The sequence below is a fragment of the Cohnella lubricantis genome (genome assembly GCF_014212015.1).
In the GTDB taxonomy this organism is placed as follows: domain Bacteria; phylum Bacillota; class Bacilli; order Paenibacillales; family Paenibacillaceae; genus Cohnella; species Cohnella lubricantis.
The window spans coordinates 19,558-38,812 of record NZ_JACJVN010000061.1; the positions used below are offsets into that span (position 1 = coordinate 19,558).

A 19,255-nucleotide genomic window follows, 5' to 3' on the forward strand; every position below is an offset into this window, starting at 1 on the left:
GCGACCGGAAGAACGATTGCCGCTCCAACGGGCAGCGAATCATCGGCTTATCACCAATATGAAGGAGTGAACGAAGTGTCCGAAGCGTACAAACAAGCCGGCGTCGACATTGCCGCGGGCAACGAAGCCGTCGAACGGATGAAGAAGCACGTCCAGAGGACGTTCCGTCCGGAGGTGCTGACCGGCCTCGGCGGGTTCGGCGGGCTCTTCTCGCTGAACAAGGACAAATACGAGGAGCCGGTGCTCGTCTCCGGCACCGACGGCGTCGGCACGAAGCTGAAGCTGGCGTTCGCCCTCGACAAGCACGACACGATCGGCATCGACGCCGTCGCCATGTGCGTGAACGACGTCGTCGTGACGGGCGCCGAGCCGCTTTTCTTCCTCGATTATCTGGCATGCGGCAAGCTCGTGCCGGAGAAGATCGAAGCGATCGTCAGCGGCGTCGCCGAAGGCTGCCGCCAGGCGGGCTGCGCGCTCATCGGCGGCGAGACGGCCGAGATGCCGGGCATGTACCAGGACGGCGAGTATGACATCGCCGGCTTCACGGTCGGCATCGTCGACCGCCCGAAGGCGATCGACGGCTCTGCCATTAAGCCGGGCGACGCCGTTATCGGCCTCGGCTCGAGCGGCGTGCACTCTAACGGCTACTCGCTCGTGCGCCGCCTGCTGATCGAGCCGATCGGCTACGGCTACGCGGACAAGCTGCCCGAGCTGGAAGGCAAGACGCTCGGCGACGTGCTCATCGAGCCGACGCGCATCTACGTCAAGTCGATCCTCACTCTCCTGGAGAGCGTGCAGATCAAAGGCATGGCGCACATCACGGGCGGCGGCTTCATCGAGAACATTCCGCGCGTGCTGCCGGAAGGCGTGAACGTCGACATCGAGCTCGGCTCGTGGCCGATTCAGCCGATCTTCAAGCTGATGCAGCAGGGCGGCGCGATCACGGACCGCGACATGTTCACGACGTTCAACATGGGCGTCGGCATGGTGCTGATCGTTCCCGCGGAGCAGGCGGAGCAAGCGGTCGCGATCGCCCAGGCGCAAGGCGAGCAAGCGTACGTCATCGGCCAAGTCACTTCGGGCAGCCGCATCGTCACGTTCGGAGGCGCCGAGCTGTAATGCCCGCCGGCAACGGCAGCCAGCTGCGCGTCGCCGTCTTCGCGTCGGGCAGCGGCAGCAACTTCCAGGCGCTGGCCGAGGCGGTGCGGGACGGCGGCATCCCCGCCGAGATCGCGCTGCTCGTATGCGACAAGCCGGCAGCGCCGGTCGTGCGGCGAGCCGAGACGCTGGGCGTACCGACGTATCTTTTCGACCCGAAGTCGTATGCTTCCCGCGAAGCGTATGAAGAAGAGATCGTCGGCCGCCTGCGCGAGGAAGGCGTGGAGCTCATCGTGCTGGCCGGCTACATGCGGATCATCACCGACGTGCTCGTGAAGCCTTACGATGGGCGGATGATCAACGTGCATCCTTCGCTGCTGCCGGCCTTCCCCGGAATGCGGGCGGTTCGCCAGGCGCTGGAGCACGGAGTGAAGGTGGCGGGCGCGACGGTGCACTTCGTGGACGGCGGGCTCGACTCCGGGCCGATCCTCGCGCAGAAGGCGGTCGAGATCCGCGGGGACGATACGGAGGAGACGCTGACGGCGCGGATTCATGCGATCGAGCACGAACTGCTGCCGCAGGCGGTCCGCTGGATCGCGGAAGGGCGAGTGAAGTTGAACGGACGGAACGTGACGATTAGGCACGACGAATCGGAATTTCAGAAGGGACGAGGAACGACACATGAGCGAGAATAACGATATCGCGTTGAGATACGGCATGAACCCGCACCAGAAGGATGCGAAAATCTATTCGGCGGACGGCCGGCCGCTGCCGCTGACCGTCGTGAACGGCGACCCCGGCTTCATCAATCTGCTCGACGCGCTGAACGCGTTCCAGCTCGTGCGCGAGCTGCGCCAAGCGACCGGCCTGCCGGCGGCGGCATCGTTCAAGCACGTCAGCCCGGCCGGCGCGGCTGTGTACGCGCCGATGACGCCGGAGCTGGCGAAGGCGTACTTCGTCGACGGCATGGAGCTGTCGCCGCTGGCAACGGCTTACGCCCGCGCGCGCGGCGCGGACCGGATGAGCTCCTTCGGGGACGCGGCCGCGCTGAGCGACGTCGTGGACGCATCCACCGCGCTGCTGCTGAAGCGCGAGGTGTCCGACCTCGTCGTGGCGCCGGGCTACACGCCCGAGGCGCTCGACATTCTGAAGCAGAAGAAGGGCGGCAAGTACCTCGTGCTGCAGATCGATCCGGACTACGTGCCGGACCCGATCGAGACGCGCACGCTGTTCGGCATGAAGCTTCAGCAGGAACGCAACAATGCGGTGCCGGACGCAACGGTTTTCGACCATGTCGTGACCTCGAACAAGGAACTGACAGAAGACGCGAAGCGCGATATGCTCGTGGCGCTCATCACGCTTAAGTACACGCAGTCCAACTCGATCTGCTACGCGCTGGACGGCCAGACGATCGGCATCGGCGCGGGCCAGCAGTCGCGCATTCACTGCACGCGCCTCGCCGGCGACAAGGCGGACCGCTGGTATCTGCGCCAGCATCCGGCCGCGCTGAACATGAAGTTCCGCGAAGGGCTGTCGCGCGCCGAGCAGAACAACGCGATCGACCTGTGGCTGGAAGAGGAAGTGACTCCGGTCGAGCAAGCCGCTTGGGAGAGCTGCTTCGACGAAGCGCCGGCCCGCTTGACGCGGGAGGAGAAGCGCGAATGGCTTCGCGGCCTGCAAGGCGTCTCGTACGGCTCCGACGCCTTCCTGCCGTTCCGCGACAATCTCGACCGGGCGAGCCGCAGCGGCGTGAAGTACGTCATTCAGGCCGGCAGCTCGCTGCGCGACGAAGAAGTGGTGCAAGCGGCGAACGATTACGGCATGGTCATGGTATACTCGGGCGTACGCCTGTTCCACCACTGAGCAGGGGGCGAGAGAAGAGACATGACGACGAATACGATGGCGAAATGGCAAACGCTGGCGGATCAGACGGTCGCGCAATTGCGGACGAACGCTTATCCGGGCCGGGGCATCATTATTGGGCTGACGCCGGACGCGACGCGCTACGTGCAGGTGTATTGGATCATGGGACGGAGCGACAACAGCCGCAACCGGATCTTCGTGCCGGAGACGAACGGGTTCCTGCGCACGGAGGCAGCCGATCCGGCGAAGCTGTCCGATCCGTCGCTGATCATCTATTATCCGCTGCGCCACGTTGGCAGCGCGCATATCGTGACGAACGGCGACCAGACCGACACAATCTGGGAAGCGCTGAAGGGCGGCGGCACGTTCGAGCAGGCGCTCGGGACGCGCACGTATGAGCCGGACCCGCCGAACTTCACGCCGCGCATCTCCGGCCTGGTGGACTTGAACGACAAGCAGAACGCGTACAAGCTGTCGATCCTCAAGACGAACGAGAACGATGAGGCGCAGACGAAGAGACACTTTTTCCACTATGAAAAGGCGCTTCCCGGATTCGGCCACTTCATCTCGACCTACGTGGGGGACGGCAATCCGCTTCCTTCGTTCGCGGGCGAGCCGCAGCTGGCTCCGCTGTTCGACGACGAGCGGGAGACGGCGCGGTTCTATTGGGACCTGCTGAACGAGGACAACCGGATCTCGCTGCTCGTGAAGACGATTGACGTGCAGGGCGGCGAGACCTCGCTGACCGTCATCAACAAACACTCCGAAGGGGGCGTATAACCCGTGCGCATACTCGTCATCGGCCGGGGCGGCCGCGAGCACGCGATCGTCTGGGCGCTCCGCAAGAGCGACAAAGTGAAGCAGCTGTACTGCGCGCCCGGCAACGCGGGCATCGCCGAGCTGGCGGAGAACGTCGACATTGGCGAGATGGAGTTCGACCGGCTCGTCCAGTTCTCGTGCGACAACGCGATCGATCTGGTCGTCGTCGGTCCTGACGACCCGCTGGCGGCGGGCATCGTCGACGCCTTCGAGGCGGCGAAGATTCCGGTGTACGGGCCTCGCAAGAACGCGGCGGAGATCGAGGGCAGCAAGATCTTCATGAAGAATCTGCTGAAGAAGTACGACATCCCGACCGCGCGCTACGAGACGTTCACCGATTACGAGACGGCGCTGGCGTACTTGCGCTCGCAGCCGGTGCCGATCGTCATCAAGGCGGACGGGCTGGCGGCGGGCAAGGGCGTCACCGTCTGCTTCACGCGCGAGGAAGCGGAAGCGGCGCTGCGCGAGACGATGGTCGGCGGCGCGTTCGGCGCGGCGGGCGAGAAGGTCGTCATCGAGGAGTTCCTCGAGGGGCAGGAGATGTCGATCCTCGCGTTCGTCGACGGCGAGACGGTGCGGCCGATGTCGCCGGCGCAGGATCACAAGCCGGCGTTCGACGGCGACAAGGGGCCGAACACGGGCGGCATGGGCACGTATTCGCCGCTGCCGCACATTCCGGCGTCGGTGGTGGAGGACGCCATCGAGAATATCGTGAAGCCGACGGCGCGCGCGATGGCGGCGGAGGGCCGGCCGTTCCGCGGGGTGCTGTTCGCCGGGCTCATGATCACGAAGGACGGGCCGAAGACGATCGAGTTCAACGCGCGCTTCGGCGATCCGGAGACGCAGGTCGTGCTGCCGCGGCTGAAGACGGATCTGCTGGACATCTTCCTCGCTTCGCTGAATGGCAGGCTCGGCGAGATCGACATCGCTTGGAGCGACGAAGCGGCGGTATGCGTCATTCTCGCCTCCGGCGGCTACCCGGGCTCGTATCCGAAGGGCTTGCCGATCTCGGGGCTGGAGGAAGCGGCGGCGATGGAAGGCGCGCTCGTGTTCCACGCGGGCACGGCGGCGAAGGACGGCCGCATCGTCACGGCCGGCGGACGGGTGCTCGGCGTCGTCGGCCTCGGGGCGGACATCGCGGCCGCGCGGGTTAAAGCGTATGCGGCGGCTGACCGCATCGCGTTCGAGGGCAAGCAGAATCGGACCGACATCGCCGCCAAGGCGCTGGTCTCGGATAAGTAATCTAGTTAGATTGCGTACCGCAAGGACGTCCCCTTCCACTGCCCGCCAAGCCGGGCTACGTCGGGGGGCGCCATGCGGTTTTTTTCTCTTTTTGGGGCTCATCCCCTCTGCTCAGCCGGATGCGTACGCATCGCTTTTGCCCAAGGGGCACAAAGCTTACCGAAGATGTAGAAGAGATCGACTTCTTATAGGTGGAACATGGAATCTGAGCCCAAGAGGTCGAACAGATCGACCTCTTGAGGGCTAAACCTGGAATCTGAGCCCAAGAGGTCGAACAGATCGACCTCTTGAGGGCTAAACCTGGGATCTGAGCCCAAGAGGTCGAACAGATCGACCTCTTGAGGGCTAAACCTGCAATCTGAGCCCAGGAGGTCGAACAGATCGACCTCTTGAGGGCTAAACCTGGAATCTGAGCCCAGGAGGTCGAAGAGATCGACCTCTTGAGGGCTAAACCTGGGATCTGAGCCCAAGAGGTCGAACAGATCGACTACATGCAGGTTTGACGACGCATCTTCCTCGATGTAGTCGATTAAATCGACTTCTGTGAGGGGCGCGTATCCATCCAACTTGAAATGAGCAGCCTCTGCTGCAGCGAGCTCACATCGGTATATCAGAAGGGACACTCACTCTTTCCAGAACAGCGACTTGCGGTTGGAGAACACGTAGGTGACGGCGAAGACGACCCCGATGATGAGAATCGACGTCACAACGTGGCTATTGACCCAAGATATGAAGGCGTTCATAGGCTGATCGGGCTCCTTTGTAAGCCAAGATATGGTTAAGGTGCCCCATCATGCAGGATTGCAATCATGCATCAGAGCCCCCCGGGATGATGGGAAATCAGCTAATGAGAGTATTCGGTTCCTCGCATTTCCCTTCCCCGCGCTCCCGAATTCCCGCAATGAGAGGTATTAAGCTGCTTGATCAGAAGCACTGGAGATGCTACAATCTAATACATACTAAAATAATCGGAATTAATGGAATTCCGCGCAGGAGGATGATCGCCATGGTTCGCGCGCTGTCGATTCGATACGAGGAGATGTCGCTAGCAGCGACGATACAATATCCGCCGGCGGCAAATTGTCAAGGCGATCGCAAGCTGCCGCTGGTCGTTATCACGCATGGCTTCGTCGGTAACCGGATCGGCGTGGACCGGCTGTTCGTGCAGGCAGCGCGAGAGCTGGCGGAACAGGGCAATCTGGTGCTGCGCTTCGACTTCGCCGGGTGCGGCGAGAGCGAAGGTAACTATGGCGAGCATGGGTTGGATTCGATGATCGAGCAGACGAGGACGGTTCTTGATTATGCGCTGGGGCTGGATATCGTCGATCCGACGCGGGTGACGCTGCTCGGACACAGCTTGGGCGGCGCAGTTGCGCTGCTGACGGCTGCGCGCGATCGGCGCGTCAAGTCGCTCGTGCTCTGGTCGGCGGTCGGTTATCCGTTCAACGACATTGTTCGGATCGTGGGACGGAGAACGTACGACGAGGCGGTGACGAAGGGAGCGGCCGATTATCTAGGCTACTCGTTAACCCCGTCCTTCTTCGATTCTCTGCTCAACCACCAGCCGTTCCAGGAGACGCAGAAGTTCTCGGGCGACGTTCTGCTCGTGCACGGTACAGGAGACGAAGTGATCCCCGTTGATTACACGTTCCTGCTCGAAAAGACGTTCTGGCTCCGCGGCGAGGGACGCTGCGAGAAAGCCGTTATTTTCCAAGCGAATCATACGTACTCTAACGGCGAACATAAGAGAGAGCTGTTCAAAGCAACCGCCGAGTGGCTCGGCGGGCTCGAACAGCGTCAACAGGAGTGGCTCCACTGGAGCATCTGAGACCGAAGTCTGCTCCGCATATAGAGAAAGCGCCTAGACGCACGAGAGAGTGCGAAGCTAGGCGCTGTTTGTATTTGTCGGTATTATTAGGCTGATGCTTCGGCGATCATATGCGCAGCCAGAATGAACATTGCATGCGACCAGGTCAGCGGCACAACCCAAGCCGTCTCGCCGGTCTCGCGGTCGACTTGCTCCGGCAGCAGGCCGGACTCGGTGCGGTGCTGGATCGCCCAATCGAGCAGCCTCCAGGCGTCGTCCAGACGGCCGGTCTTGGCGCGATACTGCGCGAGCCACAGCGTCGTCAGAATCCAAGGATTGCCGCCGATGTAAGGGTCGCCCTCGTACCGCTTAATGCCGCTCACTGTCGGGCTGGTCAGCAGCGCTTCAATCGTATCGGCCGTACGTACGGCATACGGATGGTCCGGCTTCACGGCCTCGAACGGCACGGAGATACCGAGCAGGCTCACGTCAACGATCGGGTCGTAGGTGACGCGGTTCTTGACATAGCCTTTCGCATCTGTCAATTGAGAGACGGCCAAGCCGCCTTGAACGGCCTCTTCGTACTCGCGTTCACCCACGGTCAAGTTGACGGCTCGGTAGAAGACGCCTTTGCCTTCGTTCCAGCAGAGCGCTTCGATCTGCTGCGCAATGCGGTCGGCCGCAGCGTTCCATTCGCCGGCCAGCGCCGCTTCGCCGAGCACGTCAGCCATTGCCGCGGCAGCCCGAAGGCCTGCGAAGACAGCCGCAGACGAATACGTGTGCTGCGCTTCGCGCTCTTCCCACAGGTCCCGGCTCGCCATCGGCAATCCGTTCGATTCGATCGAACGAACGAGGAAGGCTGCGCCTCTGCGAACGGAATCCCACACAAGCTTCAGGAACTCGCCGCGCTCCGATACCGCCAAAGCCAGATAATGCTGATGCATGCCCCATAGAATCGAGGCGCCTTCGTCAATCTGAAGTCCCCAGGACGGCGCGAGGGAGCCGTCGTGATAATGGCGTTGCTGCCAGGCGCCGTCCTTGTCCTGAGCGGTCAGCGTCCACTCGTAGAAGCGAGTGGACAGCTCCAATAACCCGGCTTTGTCGAGCGCGGTCGTGATGAACGCCGCGTCTCTTCCCCAGCAGAAGGCATAGCCGCCGCAGCGGGAGAAGTACTCGTCGAACTCCGGCGCGGCGATGATGCTGCCGGTCTGTTCGTCAGCCATCAGCTTCATGGCCAGCACGGAGCGCTCATACAGCTCCCGGACGTCCTCGCGGTCAATCGGGCAAGGAGCGGCGGAATCTACGTATGTCTCCCAGTAGCGCCGAGTCCAATCGCGCAGCGCCTCTGCGCCCGTGTCCTTGGCGGTAGCGAGCGCAGCGGCTGCGCTGTCCAGATCGTGTCCGGCCGCGAGGTAGACCGTCATGGCGGCCGTCTCGCCGGGAGCGACGTTCTGGAATGCCCACTCCATCGCGCCGTCCGGTACCATGTCGATCGCCGAGCCGTTCAGGCGGCCTTCGCTGGCAGCGTCCCAAGCGTTGCCTGCTTGGTAACTTGTGCATACGTTTGCACCCGAAACCAAAAAATAATAGCGGTGCCGGAAATGAGCGATCGCGTCCGTTGGCTCATGGAATTGCGTCGTATGATAGAACGGATTCTCACAGGGCGTGATCGAAGAGTAGAAGTAGAACGAGAACGACGCCGGCACAGAACCGGTATTCGTGAACTTGTAGTCGAATACAAGCACGTCTTGCCCCGGAACGGCATATAGCTCCGAGCGCGCTTCGATCGGGCAATCCTTGGAGGACGCCTGCACGGCGAAAATATTGGTCCGCGGCACATAGCCCGAACGGTGCGTCCAACCGCCTTCTTCGCTGTCGAACCAGCGGGTACGCTCGCCGGCGCCGGCCATGCGGATGCCGGAACGGATCGTGTCGGCGTGCTGCGGCAGATCGACGTTCGGCCACCAGAAGCGGACGAGGCGTCCTGTCTTCAGCAAGGACGCGAGAAACCGGGAGTTGCCGATGACGGCGTCGACCAAGTATGGCTTTTTCTCAAGATATGAGGTCATCATGTTGTCGTTCAGCTCCATTTGGTTATTCGAGTAAGGGAAGATTCCCGGACGATTAAGCGATGCGGTACGATGACGCGGGTAGGCTGAGGGTTATCGCCGGCAATCTTGCGAATTAACAATTGCGAAGCCATATAGCCCAGCTGGTAAATGCCGATGTCGATGCTGCTGAGCGGCGGCGACGACAGTTCGGCAAGCGCGATATTATTGAAGCTGACGAGACTGAGATCATCGGGAACCTTGTAGCCAAGCTCATTCAAGCCGCGCAGTACGCCGAACGTGACCAGGTCGTCTACGACGACGAGGGCGGTTGGCCGCTCGGGCAGGTTCATGAAGAAGGACATGGCGCGATAGCCGCTCTCCTGGAGGAACTCGCCTTCGACAATCCACTCCGGCTGCACGCGCAGACGATTCGCTTCGATCGCGCGCTTGAACCCTTCAAGCCGGTCCTGCGAGACGGTCAAATTCGGCGGTCCGCTGACGAAGCCAATGCGTTCATGCCCTTGCGCAATCAGATGCTCGGTTGCGTCATAAGCTGCCTGCACGTTGTCGTTGTCCACGCACAGAATGCTCTCATCGTCTGCATAATGTCCGATTAGGATAAATGGGAACGCTTCCGATTGCAGAAAATGAACGATCGGATCGTTGCGCCGAGATTGCAGCAGGATGATGCCGTCTACGCGGCGGCCCTTCACGAGACGGGTGACCGCTTCAAGCTCGCCTTGCTCCGAATGACCGGCTGTCATGAGCAGATCGTAACCGTTGCGTGAGGCTTGCGTTGTAATTCCGCGAATGCTCTACGCGAAGAATTGGTTCTGGAACAGCTCCTCTGCCGGTCTGGGGAGAATCATGCCAAGCGTGTTCGTCTTGTTGGACACGAGGCTGCGGGCCATTATATTCGAATGGTAGCCCATCTCCTCCATGATCTCCTTAATCTTCCGCGACGTCTCCCTGCTTATGCGGGGGTGGTTGGATAGGACGCGCGATACGGTAGACGGAGAGACACCGGCTCTCTTGGCGACATCTTTAATTGTGACAGCCATATGCGGCCTCCATATCAGTGCAATCGTTAGCATTAGTGTGGCGTAGAGACAAGTACACCTAATATGATACATGAACCCAAGTAGGGTGTAAACGAGGTAAAACAGCGATTTGTGCACAGATTTGCACAGGTTTTAAAGCACGGATTGCATTTATTAATAGTACAAACCTATTTTTGCAAACGGCGAAAACGTCAGATAAACGGAGAAATCGAGAAAAAATGAAAGATAAAAGATTGCTCAATTCGGAATTTGTTTATGCAAGCGTTTTTATATTTGCGGGAATCCGTGTATATTAGAGGGCAGGAGAGGGTTAACGCCTGGTTATGTAAGCGGTTTTCCAACATTTGTTCAAACGTTTGCACAAGAACGATTTTAATGGAATCGAGTATCGAAGGGCCTAATAAAGGTGGTGGTGCTCCAGCAACCGGTTGATTCCATTCCGCAGGATCATCAGAAATGAGCTTGCTTTGCCGGGGGAGATCCTGGAGATTTGCCTGTGAAGGACAATACGAGATAAGGGGAGCAAAAAACATGAATTTCCTCAAAGACAGAAAGTTCAACAGCAAGCTGGGCATGGTGGCCTTGACGGCGGCACTGTCCGTATCGTTGACCGCTTGCGGCGGCAACAATAATAACAATGCATCCGGTTCGCCAGCGGCATCGCCAGCGGGCAGCGCATCCGCATCGCCGGCTGCGAACGACAAGCCGGTAACGATCAAGATTACAAACGGCAAAGGCGAGATCGCCAGCCAATGGGAAGAGGCTGCGAAGGAATTCACGGCAGCCAACCCGAATATCAAAGTCGAAGTTTACTCGGCTGCAGTAGGCGACACGCTGAATGTTTTCGACAAGATGACGGCTTCCGGCGATACGGTTACGATCGCGATGTTCGATCCAGACGCAGCGCTGCACAAATACGCAGACATTACTTCGGATCTGTCCAACGAGAAGTGGAATGCGGATACGGAGAGCGCGCTCAAGAACGCGGCCGGCCAAGTAATCGGATTCCCGTTCGCGATCGAAGGCTTCGGACTTGTCTATAACCAGAAGGTTCTCGACCAAGCGGTAGGCGGCACGTTCGATCCGTCTTCCATTAACACCCGCGACAAGCTGAAGGATCTGCTCGACAAAGTCAAGGCATCCGGCGTGAAGTACCCGGTAGCCTACGAGACCGACGACTGGTCCGTCGCCAATCACTTCAGCTCGCAGTTCCTGAACCAAGCGGAAGATCCGAACACGATCTCCGATCAACTGAAGGCAGGAACGCTGGATCTGGCGAACAACGCCGTATGGAACGGCTACTACGACACGCTGGACATGCTGGTATCCAAGGATTACAACAAATACGGCGAGCGTCCGCTGGGCCAATACTATGACGATGCGCATCTGTCGGTAGGCAAAGGCGAATCCGCTATGCTGTTCAACGGCAACTGGGCGTACGACTCTCTGAAGGCTGTCGCAGGCGACAAGTTCGGCTTCATCCCGGTTCCGGTTGACAACAATCCGGACAACCCGCTGAACAACAAGATTGCTGCAGGCGCAACGCAAGTTCTCGTTATTAACAAGAATGCGACGCCAGAAGAGCAAGAAGCTGCGAAGACGTTCCTGAACTGGCTCGTCTATGATCCGGCTGGTCAAGACTTTATCGTCAACAAGTCCCAAGTGATCTCGGGCTTCAAGAACAACCCGAACACGGTTACCAACCCGCTGGGCGCAGCCATCGCAGACGCCGTGAAGAATGGCAAGACGATGCCGTTCACCACGAACTATGTGACGGCTTCCGATTATCAGACGATCCTCGGCCCGGACATTCAGAAGTATATTGCCGGCAAGGAGACCCGCGCCGACCTGGCGAAGGCGTTCGAGACTTACTATAAGTCGAAGCAATAAGAAAACACAGCCGGATTAACAATAGAAGCAACAACAAAGAAGCAACGGCACTCTATAGCAACTGCAGTTACCAATAGCCAGTCAGCAAGATCAATGGCAGGAGGGCGAGAATCTCGCCCTCTTCAGCGTCAAATACTGTTTTACGAAGTGGGTGGAGAGAACGATGTTAACGGAGAAAAACAAACTGAAGCGATTAGGCAACCAACTGTTCTTCACGGGTCCGACGATGCTCTTCTTCGCAATGGCCGTATTGATTCCGTTTATTTACGGCTTCTATCTGACCTTGACGGAGATGGCGACACCTTCTAGTCCTGCGGTATTCAAAGGATTCCATAATTATGTCGATGCGATCCGCGATACGCGGTTCTGGGATTCCATGTGGCTGACAATTAAATACGTAGGTGCAACGGTTGTACTCGTCAACGTAGTTGGATTTGCCTTATCGTATCTGGTGACATCGGGACTTCGCGGCCAGAACTTCTTCCGTACCGCGTATTTCACGCCGAACTTGATCGGCGGCTTGGTCCTCGGTTATATCTGGCAGTTCATCTTCGTGCAGTCCTTGCCGTCGATCGGGGAGAAGCTGGGCATCGAGTGGCTCCGATTGGGGTGGCTTGGCGATGAGCACATGGCCTTCTGGGCGATCGTGATCGTAACCATCTGGCAATCGGCTGGTTACATGATGATTATTTTCATCGCGGGATTGATCAGTGTTCCTAAAGATATGCTGGAAGCGGCGACGATCGATGGGGCGAACGCTTGGCAGCGGTTGACTCGCATGGTGATGCCGATGATGATTCCGGCCTTCGTCGTGACGATCTTCTTATCGTTGAAAAACGCGTTCATGGTCTACGACCTCAACTTCTCTCTGACCGAAGGCGGTCCGTTCGGCAGCACTGAGATGGTGTCCATGCACGTCGTGCAGAAGGCGTTCGTGGAATACAAATACGGCGTCGGGCAGGCGGAAGCGATTGTCTTGTTCGTCATCGTGGCGCTGGTGACGGGCTTCCAGGTGTACTTCAGCAAGCGAATGGAGGTTGAAGCCTGATGCTCGCCCGCAAGAGAATCTCGGCAAGTTCGCTCTATGTGCTATTCATCGTGATGTTCGTTGTGTTCGCGTTCCCGTTCTTCCTGCTGATTGTCAACTCGTTCAAGAGCAACGGCGAGATCTTAGAGAGTCCATTCGCGCTGCCGACTAACCTAAGCTTCGCTCATTTCGGCGATGCGTTTGAGAAAATGAATTTCGGCGTGACGTTCTTCAACTCGGTCATCATTACCGCATTCAGCGTCATCTTCATTCTGCTGTTCTCGGCCATGACCGCTTATCATCTGGTTCGCCGGCCGTCCAAGTTCAACAATTCATTCTTCGCGGTTATGGTTGCGTCCATGATCATTCCGTTCCAGTCGCTCATGATTCCTCTCATTTATATTTACGGGGCGAAGCTGGGGATCATCCAATCGATTCCGATTCCGCTGCTCATTATGCTGTATATCGGCTTCGGCAGCGCCTTGTCGGTCTTCATCTATCACGGGTTCGTCAAGTCGATTCCGCTCGAGACGGAGGAAGCTTCCTTCATCGACGGGTGCAATCGCAGACAGACGTTCTTCCGAATTGTGCTCCCGATGCTTGCGCCGACTTCGGTGACGATCGCCATTCTGAACGTGCTTTGGCTGTGGAACGACTACTTGCTGCCGTCGCTCATTCTGATCAAGCCGCAGCATTACACGATGCCGATTCAGATGAAGGTATTCAACGGCACGTATATGAACAACTGGGAATTGCTCATTCCGGCAATCCTGCTGACGGTCCTTCCGGTCTTGATCGGCTATATGTTCGGTCAACGCTTCATTATTAAGGGCGTTATGCAGGGTGCGATTAAATAAGGCTCATCGAGGTTGCGATTGGTTCAAACTCGGCTACAGGACGCTCTTCGTGTTGCTGCTTAGGCAGGAATGCGGAGGGCGTATTTGTGTATTGAGGTGCGCGAACGGGCCGAAGGGATCAAGACAATGGATGGACGAATATGGTTTAATAGGCGAAGACAAGAATATTGTCGAGATAAAGCGACGGAGGTGCTCGAGATGAAGAGCATGATGTTAGCGAGCCCGATGAAGCGAGGCTTGTTCGTTCTTGCCATAGCCGCCGGCTTCACGGCATTATCCGCCTGCGGCGGCGGCGGAGATGGAGCAGCTGCGGTGCCCGCCGACGCTTCGCCGATTGCCACGGCTTCGGCTGCCCCTTCAGCGAGCGCTGCGCCGAGCGCTTCGGAGGCTCCGACCGCCGAGTTCCTCGCGCCGCTGACGGGCATGCCGATCGAGCAGGCCGTCACGAGACGGCCGTTCGCCGTCATGATCAACAATCTGGCTCCCGCGCGTCCCCAGTCCGGCTTGACGAATGCCGACACGGTATGGGAAGTGCTCGCGGAGGGCGGCATTACGCGTCTGGTGGCGATCTTCCAGAGCCATGAGGACTTCGACGGCCCGATCGGTCCGATTCGCTCGATCCGGCCGTATCTGATCGACATTGGCGAGTCGTACGGCGGCGTGCTCGTTCACGCAGGCGCCAGCAACGACGCGCTTGCGCTGCTGCAGCATTCGGGCAAAGCGGATTTGGACGAGATCAATAATGCGGGTGCCTACTTCTATCGGGAGAGCTTCCGGAAGGCGCCGCACAATCTGTATTCGACGCTGGAGAAGCTCCACGAGGGCGCGGACAAGCATAAGTATGATGTCACGGCGGAGCAGCCGACGGTGACGTTCGACGAGAACCCGGATGCGGCGGCGGAGCCCGCGGCGACCCAGGTAGATGTGAAGTTCGAGCTGTCCAGCTACAAAGTGTCGTATGCGTACGACGCCGGGGCGGGTCTGTACAAGCGGTCGATCAACGGCGAGCCGCATGTCGATCTGAACAACGACGAGCAGCTGACGGCGGCGAATTTGGTTTTTATCGCTGCTAAGCATAAGACGTATGACGATTATGGGCGTCTGGAGATCGACCTGTACAGCGGCGGCGACGCTCTGCTAATGCAGCAGGGGCATGCGATCAGCTGCGAGTGGAAGCGGGAGAAGGGCGATATCGTGCGTCTGTACAAGGACGGCAAGGAGCTGCCGTTCGTGCCGGGCGTTACGTACTATCACGTCGTGCCGAACGACGGGCCGCTGGCGGCGCATGTGAGTTATAGGTAGGCTGGCGTTACGACGATCGGTTGCAGACTCGCGAACAATCGTGTATGTTCTAATCAAATAGAAGCAAGCAGTCAGGCAGCTAAACCGATGGTCCTGAAGCACAGGCCGCTCTCTCCGGATGATCCGGATGGGGCGGCCTGTTTATTTTTTTTCGAGGAGGCATGAGAGTTGAAGAATGTAGGGATTAGCTCTAGAAGCGGCAGGCGTGTGCATGGAGAAGGGGTACGCGGGCGATCGGCGCCAACTGATCGAATGGAACAACCGTCGAATGAGAATCGTGAAGAAGACTTATGGTTCCAATCGGACCCCGCGTTCGCGCGAGCTTACGAGCAGATGATGAAGCGGGCGCTGGTCGAGAGCCGGGGCGAACGGAAGCGCCGACTGCTGGAGAACCACGGTCGTGGAGAGAAAATGTTGGTTGCCCGCGTGCTATGGCCGGTGTTCGGCAGCCTGGAGAATCTGCACCCGGAGTACGAGATCCGGGATCTGCGAGGCGGCGTCAACTTTGTCGACTATGCGTATATCCCTTCTCGTCAGCTTGGACTGTTGCTGGAATGCGACGGGTTCGGTCCGCATTGGCGCGACATCAGCCGCTGGGAATTCGACCGCAACGAGGAGCGCCAGAATCTGTTGCTGATCGACGAGTGGAAGATGCTGCGCTTCTCCTACGACGCCGTGAGGGAGAAGTCGGAGCGCTGCCAACAGACCCTGCGGTTGGCGTTAGCGAAGTGGGGGCAGATAATGCCTGAAGCTGGCGAGGGAGTTCGCTTAGGTGTGTATGAGAGGGCGATATTGCATCTCCACCAGACGAGCGGTCGTGAGATTATAACTCCGGCCAAAGCTGCCAGGGAGCTTGGCATCACAAGCAAGACAGCTATCAAACATCTGCAATCCTTGGAGGACAAAGGCCATCTGACCGCTATCATCTCCGCAACGGGGAGGAGGATGGGATACGCGGCTCAAGGAGAGGGTTCCGTCCGGCAGATGGAAAAGCGCAATGATGGGATAACGGGAGGACGGATGAAAGTGAGTGACTGAGTACCTTACAAGTGCACAAGCACCAGCCTTCGCCGTGCTAGAGGCGCTTGCCATCGGCATGTGCGAGGTATGTTTATCGGCCGGGATGACCATCTTAACACAATAGTTGGTGCAACTTGCAATTCCCCCTATACAAAGCCTGTACTTGCTGTGATAAGATATGGAATGGGTTTGGGACTTAATCGTCAAGGTTCGACAATAAGCAAGCACTCACTTGATGGAAAGAGGGTTTATCTGTGTTTCGGAAAAAAGACATTTTCTTTAAAACACTGGAGGAAATGGCGGATCTGATTCAAGAAGCGGTCGACCGATTCGCTGCCGCTGTAAGCGGAGGAGATCTTCCCGACGTGCCGTCGTTCGCCAAGGAAATGAAGGATTTCGAGCACCGCGGCGACCAGCTCGCTCATGTTATCTTTTCGGAACTGAACAAGACCTTCATCACGCCGATCGAACGGGAAGACATCATGGCCCTGACCAAACTTCTCGACGATGTGCTCGACGGCATCGAAGCCTGCACCTCCCGCTTCGACATGTATCACATTTCGAAACCAGACGCTTACATACGCAAGTTCGGCGATGTGCTCCGGCGTTCCGCGCTGGAGATCAAATCGGCGATCTATTTGCTGACCCAGAAGAAGCTGCTGGCGATCCAAACCCACTGTGTGAAGCTCAACGAGCTGGAGAACGAAGGGGACGACCTGATGCGCGAAGGCATCAAACGCCTGTTCCAAGAAGTCAAAGACCCGATCGAGCTGATCAAGCTTAAGGATATGTACGAACGGCTGGAGGACACGACGGACTCCTGCGAGGACGTCGCCAATATCTTGCAATCCATCATTATGCGCAATTCTTGACCGCGCTTAGATAGGAATGAGAATAGACAAGCATGGATCAATTGACATGGATTGTGGCCATTATCGTCGTATTGGCGCTTGGTTTTGATTTTATAAATGGTTTTCATGATACGGCCAATGCGATCGCCACTTCGGTATCGACTCGCGCGTTGTCGCCCAGAGTAGCGATTATTCTTGCTTCCGTCATGAATCTGGTCGGCGCGCTCCTGTATACCGGCGTCGCCAAGACGATTGGCGGGGACATCACGGATCCGTTCAAGCTGACGCATGGCTTAACGGTCGTCGTGGCAACCTTAATCGCAGCTATTCTCTGGAACTTGGTCACCTGGTGGCAGGGCATTCCATCTTCCTCTTCCCACGCATTGATTGGCGCGCTTGCCGGCGCGGCTATCGCGTCTGAAGGCTGGGACGGCATCAATTACGGCGGCTTCGGCACCATCGTACTCGGGTTGGTGCTCTCGCCGATCGTTGCCTTCATCGTGGGCTATATCATTATGTTCCTGCTCAAGCATCTGTTCGCCAATGCCAGTCCGCGGTTCGTCAACAAGGGCTTCCGGACCGGACAGATCTTCACGGCTGCCCTGCAGTCGTTCTCGCACGGCACGAATGACGCGCAGAAGGCGATGGGCATCATCACGCTCGCGCTCGTCGCTGCCGGCTTCCAGTCTCATCTGGACGTTCCGCTGTGGGTCAAGATCTCGGCGGCTCTGGCGATGGCGCTCGGCACTTCGGTCGGCGGCTGGAAAATCATCAAGACGATGGGCACGAAGATTTTCAAGATTGAACCGATCAATGGCTTCTCCGCGGATCTAACTTCGGCAGCCATCATCTTCTCCGCGACGTTGACCCATCTGCCCGCCAGCACGACGCATGTCATCACTTCGGCGATCCTCGGCGTCGGCTCAGCCAAACGGTTCTCCAGCGTCAGATGGAATACCGCCGGAAGAATCGTCGTCGCATGGGTCGTCACGATTCCAATCGCTGCTGTGATCGCTGCGGTTGTGTACGGGGTCTTAAGCATTTTTCACTAAAAATGGATGGCGTCAGCTCTCACCACCGGCTTGTTTTTCGGTACAATATATAGTAGAGGCAGTCTGATCCGGAATTCATCTTCGAGAGTACGGAGTTTGGAGGACAGTCATGCAGGTATCCGCCGGGCAAGCCATATCGTGCGCCGTGTTGTTCGACCGATTCCAACGCGAGCGTCCCCCTTACCGCGGGGATAAGCTCGTGTTCTCCGGCATGGGCAACCGCGATGTGTACAACATAACGGCCCCATTCCAAGACGAAGGTGAAAAGGTGATTGCCGGACGCGTCGAGGACCGCTCCAGTGAACGCTCGGAAGTGATGTTCTTCGTGGAGCGCGAAGGGGAATGGGTCGTTCGCGACGGAGCTCCTGTCTTCGAACTGCAGGATCCGTTCGTTGCGACGATCCGCGGCGAACTCGTCTTCGGCGGCGTCGAAGTGTACTTCGACGGCGATGATCCGCACTACGTAACATCTTGGCGGACCGTGTTCTATCGGGGCAAGAGCATCCGCGAATTGGAACCGTTCGCCAAAGGGCCGCTGACGATGAAGGACATTCGGCTCATCGATCTGCGGAACGGGCGAATCGGCGTCTTCACGAGGCCGATGCCGGTGGGCGATGCGCGGGCGATGATCGGTTATATGGAGATTAGCGAGCTCGAGGAGCTGACGGAGGAAGCGATGGCGAACGCCGAGCTGCTCTACGGACAGTTCCTCAAGGTCGAGTGGGGGGGAGCCAATGAGGCGCATCTGCTCAAGGGCGGCCGCATCGGCGTTCTCGGGCATATCGCCCGGATGGACGACGGCAACATCCGCCACTATTATCCAATGACATTCGCGTACGATCCGGCGAATGGGGCGCATACGCCGATCAAGCTGATCGCGGCGCGCGACATGTTCCCGGACGGCCCGGCCAAGCGGCCTGATCTGGTGGATGTGCTGTTCAGCGGCGGCTTGGTGCGGCACGGCGACGGGAAGGCGACGCTGTATACCGGCGTCAGCGACGCGGAAGCGCACCGGATCGTGATCGACGATCCTTTCGCGGAATATGAGAGTGAGTGAATCGGCCCCGCCGACAGGTTGCTGCCTGTTGGCGGGGCCGATGTGTTTGTTGTGAGGCGCGGGCGAGGCGGAGAGGCGGAGCGCCGGAGAGGCGGAGTTAGTTCGCAAACAAACTAACTCGTCTGCTCGGAGCGCCGTAGTGGTGGAATTAGTCTGCAAACAAACTAACTCGTCTGCCCGGAGCGCCGGAGAGGCGGAGTTAGTTCGCAAACAAACTAACTCGTCTGCTCGGAGCGCCGTAGAGGCGGAGTTAGTCTG

Annotated in this window: 16 protein-coding genes and 1 pseudogene; 14 read left to right on the plus strand and 3 right to left on the minus strand. The window is 58.5% G+C overall.

All coding sequences use genetic code 11. The features are described from left to right. The first annotated feature begins 75 nt into the window (after nucleotides 1-75). From purM to purD, 5 genes are read left to right on the plus strand one after another with little or no spacing between them, the layout of a single operon-like run. Nucleotides 76-1,119: a phosphoribosylformylglycinamidine cyclo-ligase gene (gene purM / locus H4Q31_RS16095; protein ID WP_185180079.1), complete on the plus strand. Its 1,044-nt coding sequence runs from the start codon at nucleotides 76-78 to the stop codon at nucleotides 1,117-1,119. Further along, nucleotides 1,119-1,793, plus strand: a complete 675-nt coding sequence (purN, locus tag H4Q31_RS16100; protein ID WP_185180080.1) for a phosphoribosylglycinamide formyltransferase — start codon at nucleotides 1,119-1,121, stop codon at nucleotides 1,791-1,793. Before purM ends, purN begins: the two co-directional genes overlap by 1 nt. Then, nucleotides 1,780-2,961: a phosphoribosylaminoimidazolecarboxamide formyltransferase gene (locus H4Q31_RS16105; RefSeq protein ID WP_185180081.1), complete on the plus strand. Its 1,182-nt coding sequence runs from the start codon at nucleotides 1,780-1,782 to the stop codon at nucleotides 2,959-2,961. Before purN ends, H4Q31_RS16105 begins: the two co-directional genes overlap by 14 nt. 21 nt (nucleotides 2,962-2,982) lie before the next feature. Next, a complete protein-coding gene (locus H4Q31_RS16110) occupies nucleotides 2,983-3,741 on the plus strand; it encodes an IMP cyclohydrolase (protein WP_185180082.1) in 759 nt (252 codons plus the stop codon). 3 nt (nucleotides 3,742-3,744) lie between these two features. Further along, the gene (purD, locus tag H4Q31_RS16115) at nucleotides 3,745-5,022 is read left to right on the plus strand and encodes a phosphoribosylamine--glycine ligase (RefSeq protein WP_185180083.1); all 1,278 of its coding nucleotides are present in this window, start codon (nucleotides 3,745-3,747) and stop codon (nucleotides 5,020-5,022) included. Nucleotides 5,023-5,207: 185 nt separating this feature from the next. Here purD and H4Q31_RS16120 read toward each other — a convergent pair whose 3' ends face one another. Continuing rightward, nucleotides 5,208-5,645 carry a hypothetical protein gene (locus tag H4Q31_RS16120; protein ID WP_185180084.1) on the minus strand — a complete coding sequence of 146 codons (438 nt, stop codon included), beginning with the start codon at nucleotides 5,643-5,645 and terminating at the stop codon, nucleotides 5,208-5,210. A 383-nt stretch (nucleotides 5,646-6,028) separates the two neighbouring features. Between H4Q31_RS16120 and H4Q31_RS16125 the strand changes: the two genes are divergently transcribed. After that, nucleotides 6,029-6,850 carry an alpha/beta hydrolase gene (locus H4Q31_RS16125; RefSeq protein ID WP_185180085.1) on the plus strand — a complete coding sequence of 274 codons (822 nt, stop codon included), beginning with the start codon at nucleotides 6,029-6,031 and terminating at the stop codon, nucleotides 6,848-6,850. A gap of 86 nt (nucleotides 6,851-6,936) precedes the next feature. Here the strand turns inward: H4Q31_RS16125 and H4Q31_RS16130 are convergent, their stop codons facing one another. Both H4Q31_RS16130 and H4Q31_RS16135 read right to left on the minus strand, forming a co-directional pair. Then, nucleotides 6,937-8,901 (minus strand): glycoside hydrolase family 15 protein, encoded by a 1,965-nt coding sequence (locus tag H4Q31_RS16130; protein ID WP_245347216.1) that lies wholly within the window; start codon nucleotides 8,899-8,901, stop codon nucleotides 6,937-6,939. An 8-nt stretch (nucleotides 8,902-8,909) separates the two neighbouring features. Next, a pseudogene (locus tag H4Q31_RS16135) lies at nucleotides 8,910-9,941 on the minus strand (LacI family DNA-binding transcriptional regulator). Nucleotides 9,942-10,472: 531 nt separating this feature from the next. Here H4Q31_RS16135 and H4Q31_RS16140 point away from each other — a divergent pair. From H4Q31_RS16140 to H4Q31_RS16175, 8 genes are all read left to right on the plus strand, one after another. Continuing rightward, nucleotides 10,473-11,831, plus strand: a complete 1,359-nt coding sequence (locus H4Q31_RS16140; RefSeq protein ID WP_185180086.1) for an ABC transporter substrate-binding protein — start codon at nucleotides 10,473-10,475, stop codon at nucleotides 11,829-11,831. Between the two features lie 163 nt (nucleotides 11,832-11,994). Continuing rightward, nucleotides 11,995-12,879 (plus strand): carbohydrate ABC transporter permease, encoded by an 885-nt coding sequence (locus tag H4Q31_RS16145; protein ID WP_185180087.1) that lies wholly within the window; start codon nucleotides 11,995-11,997, stop codon nucleotides 12,877-12,879. Continuing rightward, nucleotides 12,879-13,715, plus strand: a complete 837-nt coding sequence (locus H4Q31_RS16150; RefSeq protein WP_185180088.1) for a carbohydrate ABC transporter permease — start codon at nucleotides 12,879-12,881, stop codon at nucleotides 13,713-13,715. The genes H4Q31_RS16145 and H4Q31_RS16150 overlap by 1 nt, the downstream gene beginning before the upstream one ends. 198 nt (nucleotides 13,716-13,913) lie before the next feature. Next, nucleotides 13,914-15,017: a DUF3048 domain-containing protein gene (locus H4Q31_RS16155; RefSeq protein WP_185180089.1), complete on the plus strand. Its 1,104-nt coding sequence runs from the start codon at nucleotides 13,914-13,916 to the stop codon at nucleotides 15,015-15,017. A 168-nt stretch (nucleotides 15,018-15,185) separates the two neighbouring features. Beyond that, complete coding sequence (locus H4Q31_RS16160; RefSeq protein WP_185180090.1) at nucleotides 15,186-16,055, plus strand: HTH domain-containing protein; 870 nt, start codon at nucleotides 15,186-15,188, stop codon at nucleotides 16,053-16,055. 236 nt (nucleotides 16,056-16,291) lie between these two features. After that, entirely contained in the window at nucleotides 16,292-16,909 is a 618-nt protein-coding gene (locus H4Q31_RS16165; RefSeq protein ID WP_185180091.1) for a DUF47 domain-containing protein, read from the plus strand. Nucleotides 16,910-16,941: 32 nt separating this feature from the next. Next, a complete protein-coding gene (locus H4Q31_RS16170) occupies nucleotides 16,942-17,940 on the plus strand; it encodes an inorganic phosphate transporter (RefSeq protein WP_185180092.1) in 999 nt (332 codons plus the stop codon). 109 nt (nucleotides 17,941-18,049) lie between these two features. Further along, complete coding sequence (locus H4Q31_RS16175; protein ID WP_185180093.1) at nucleotides 18,050-18,997, plus strand: DUF1861 family protein; 948 nt, start codon at nucleotides 18,050-18,052, stop codon at nucleotides 18,995-18,997. Nucleotides 18,998-19,255 lie beyond the last annotated feature (258 nt).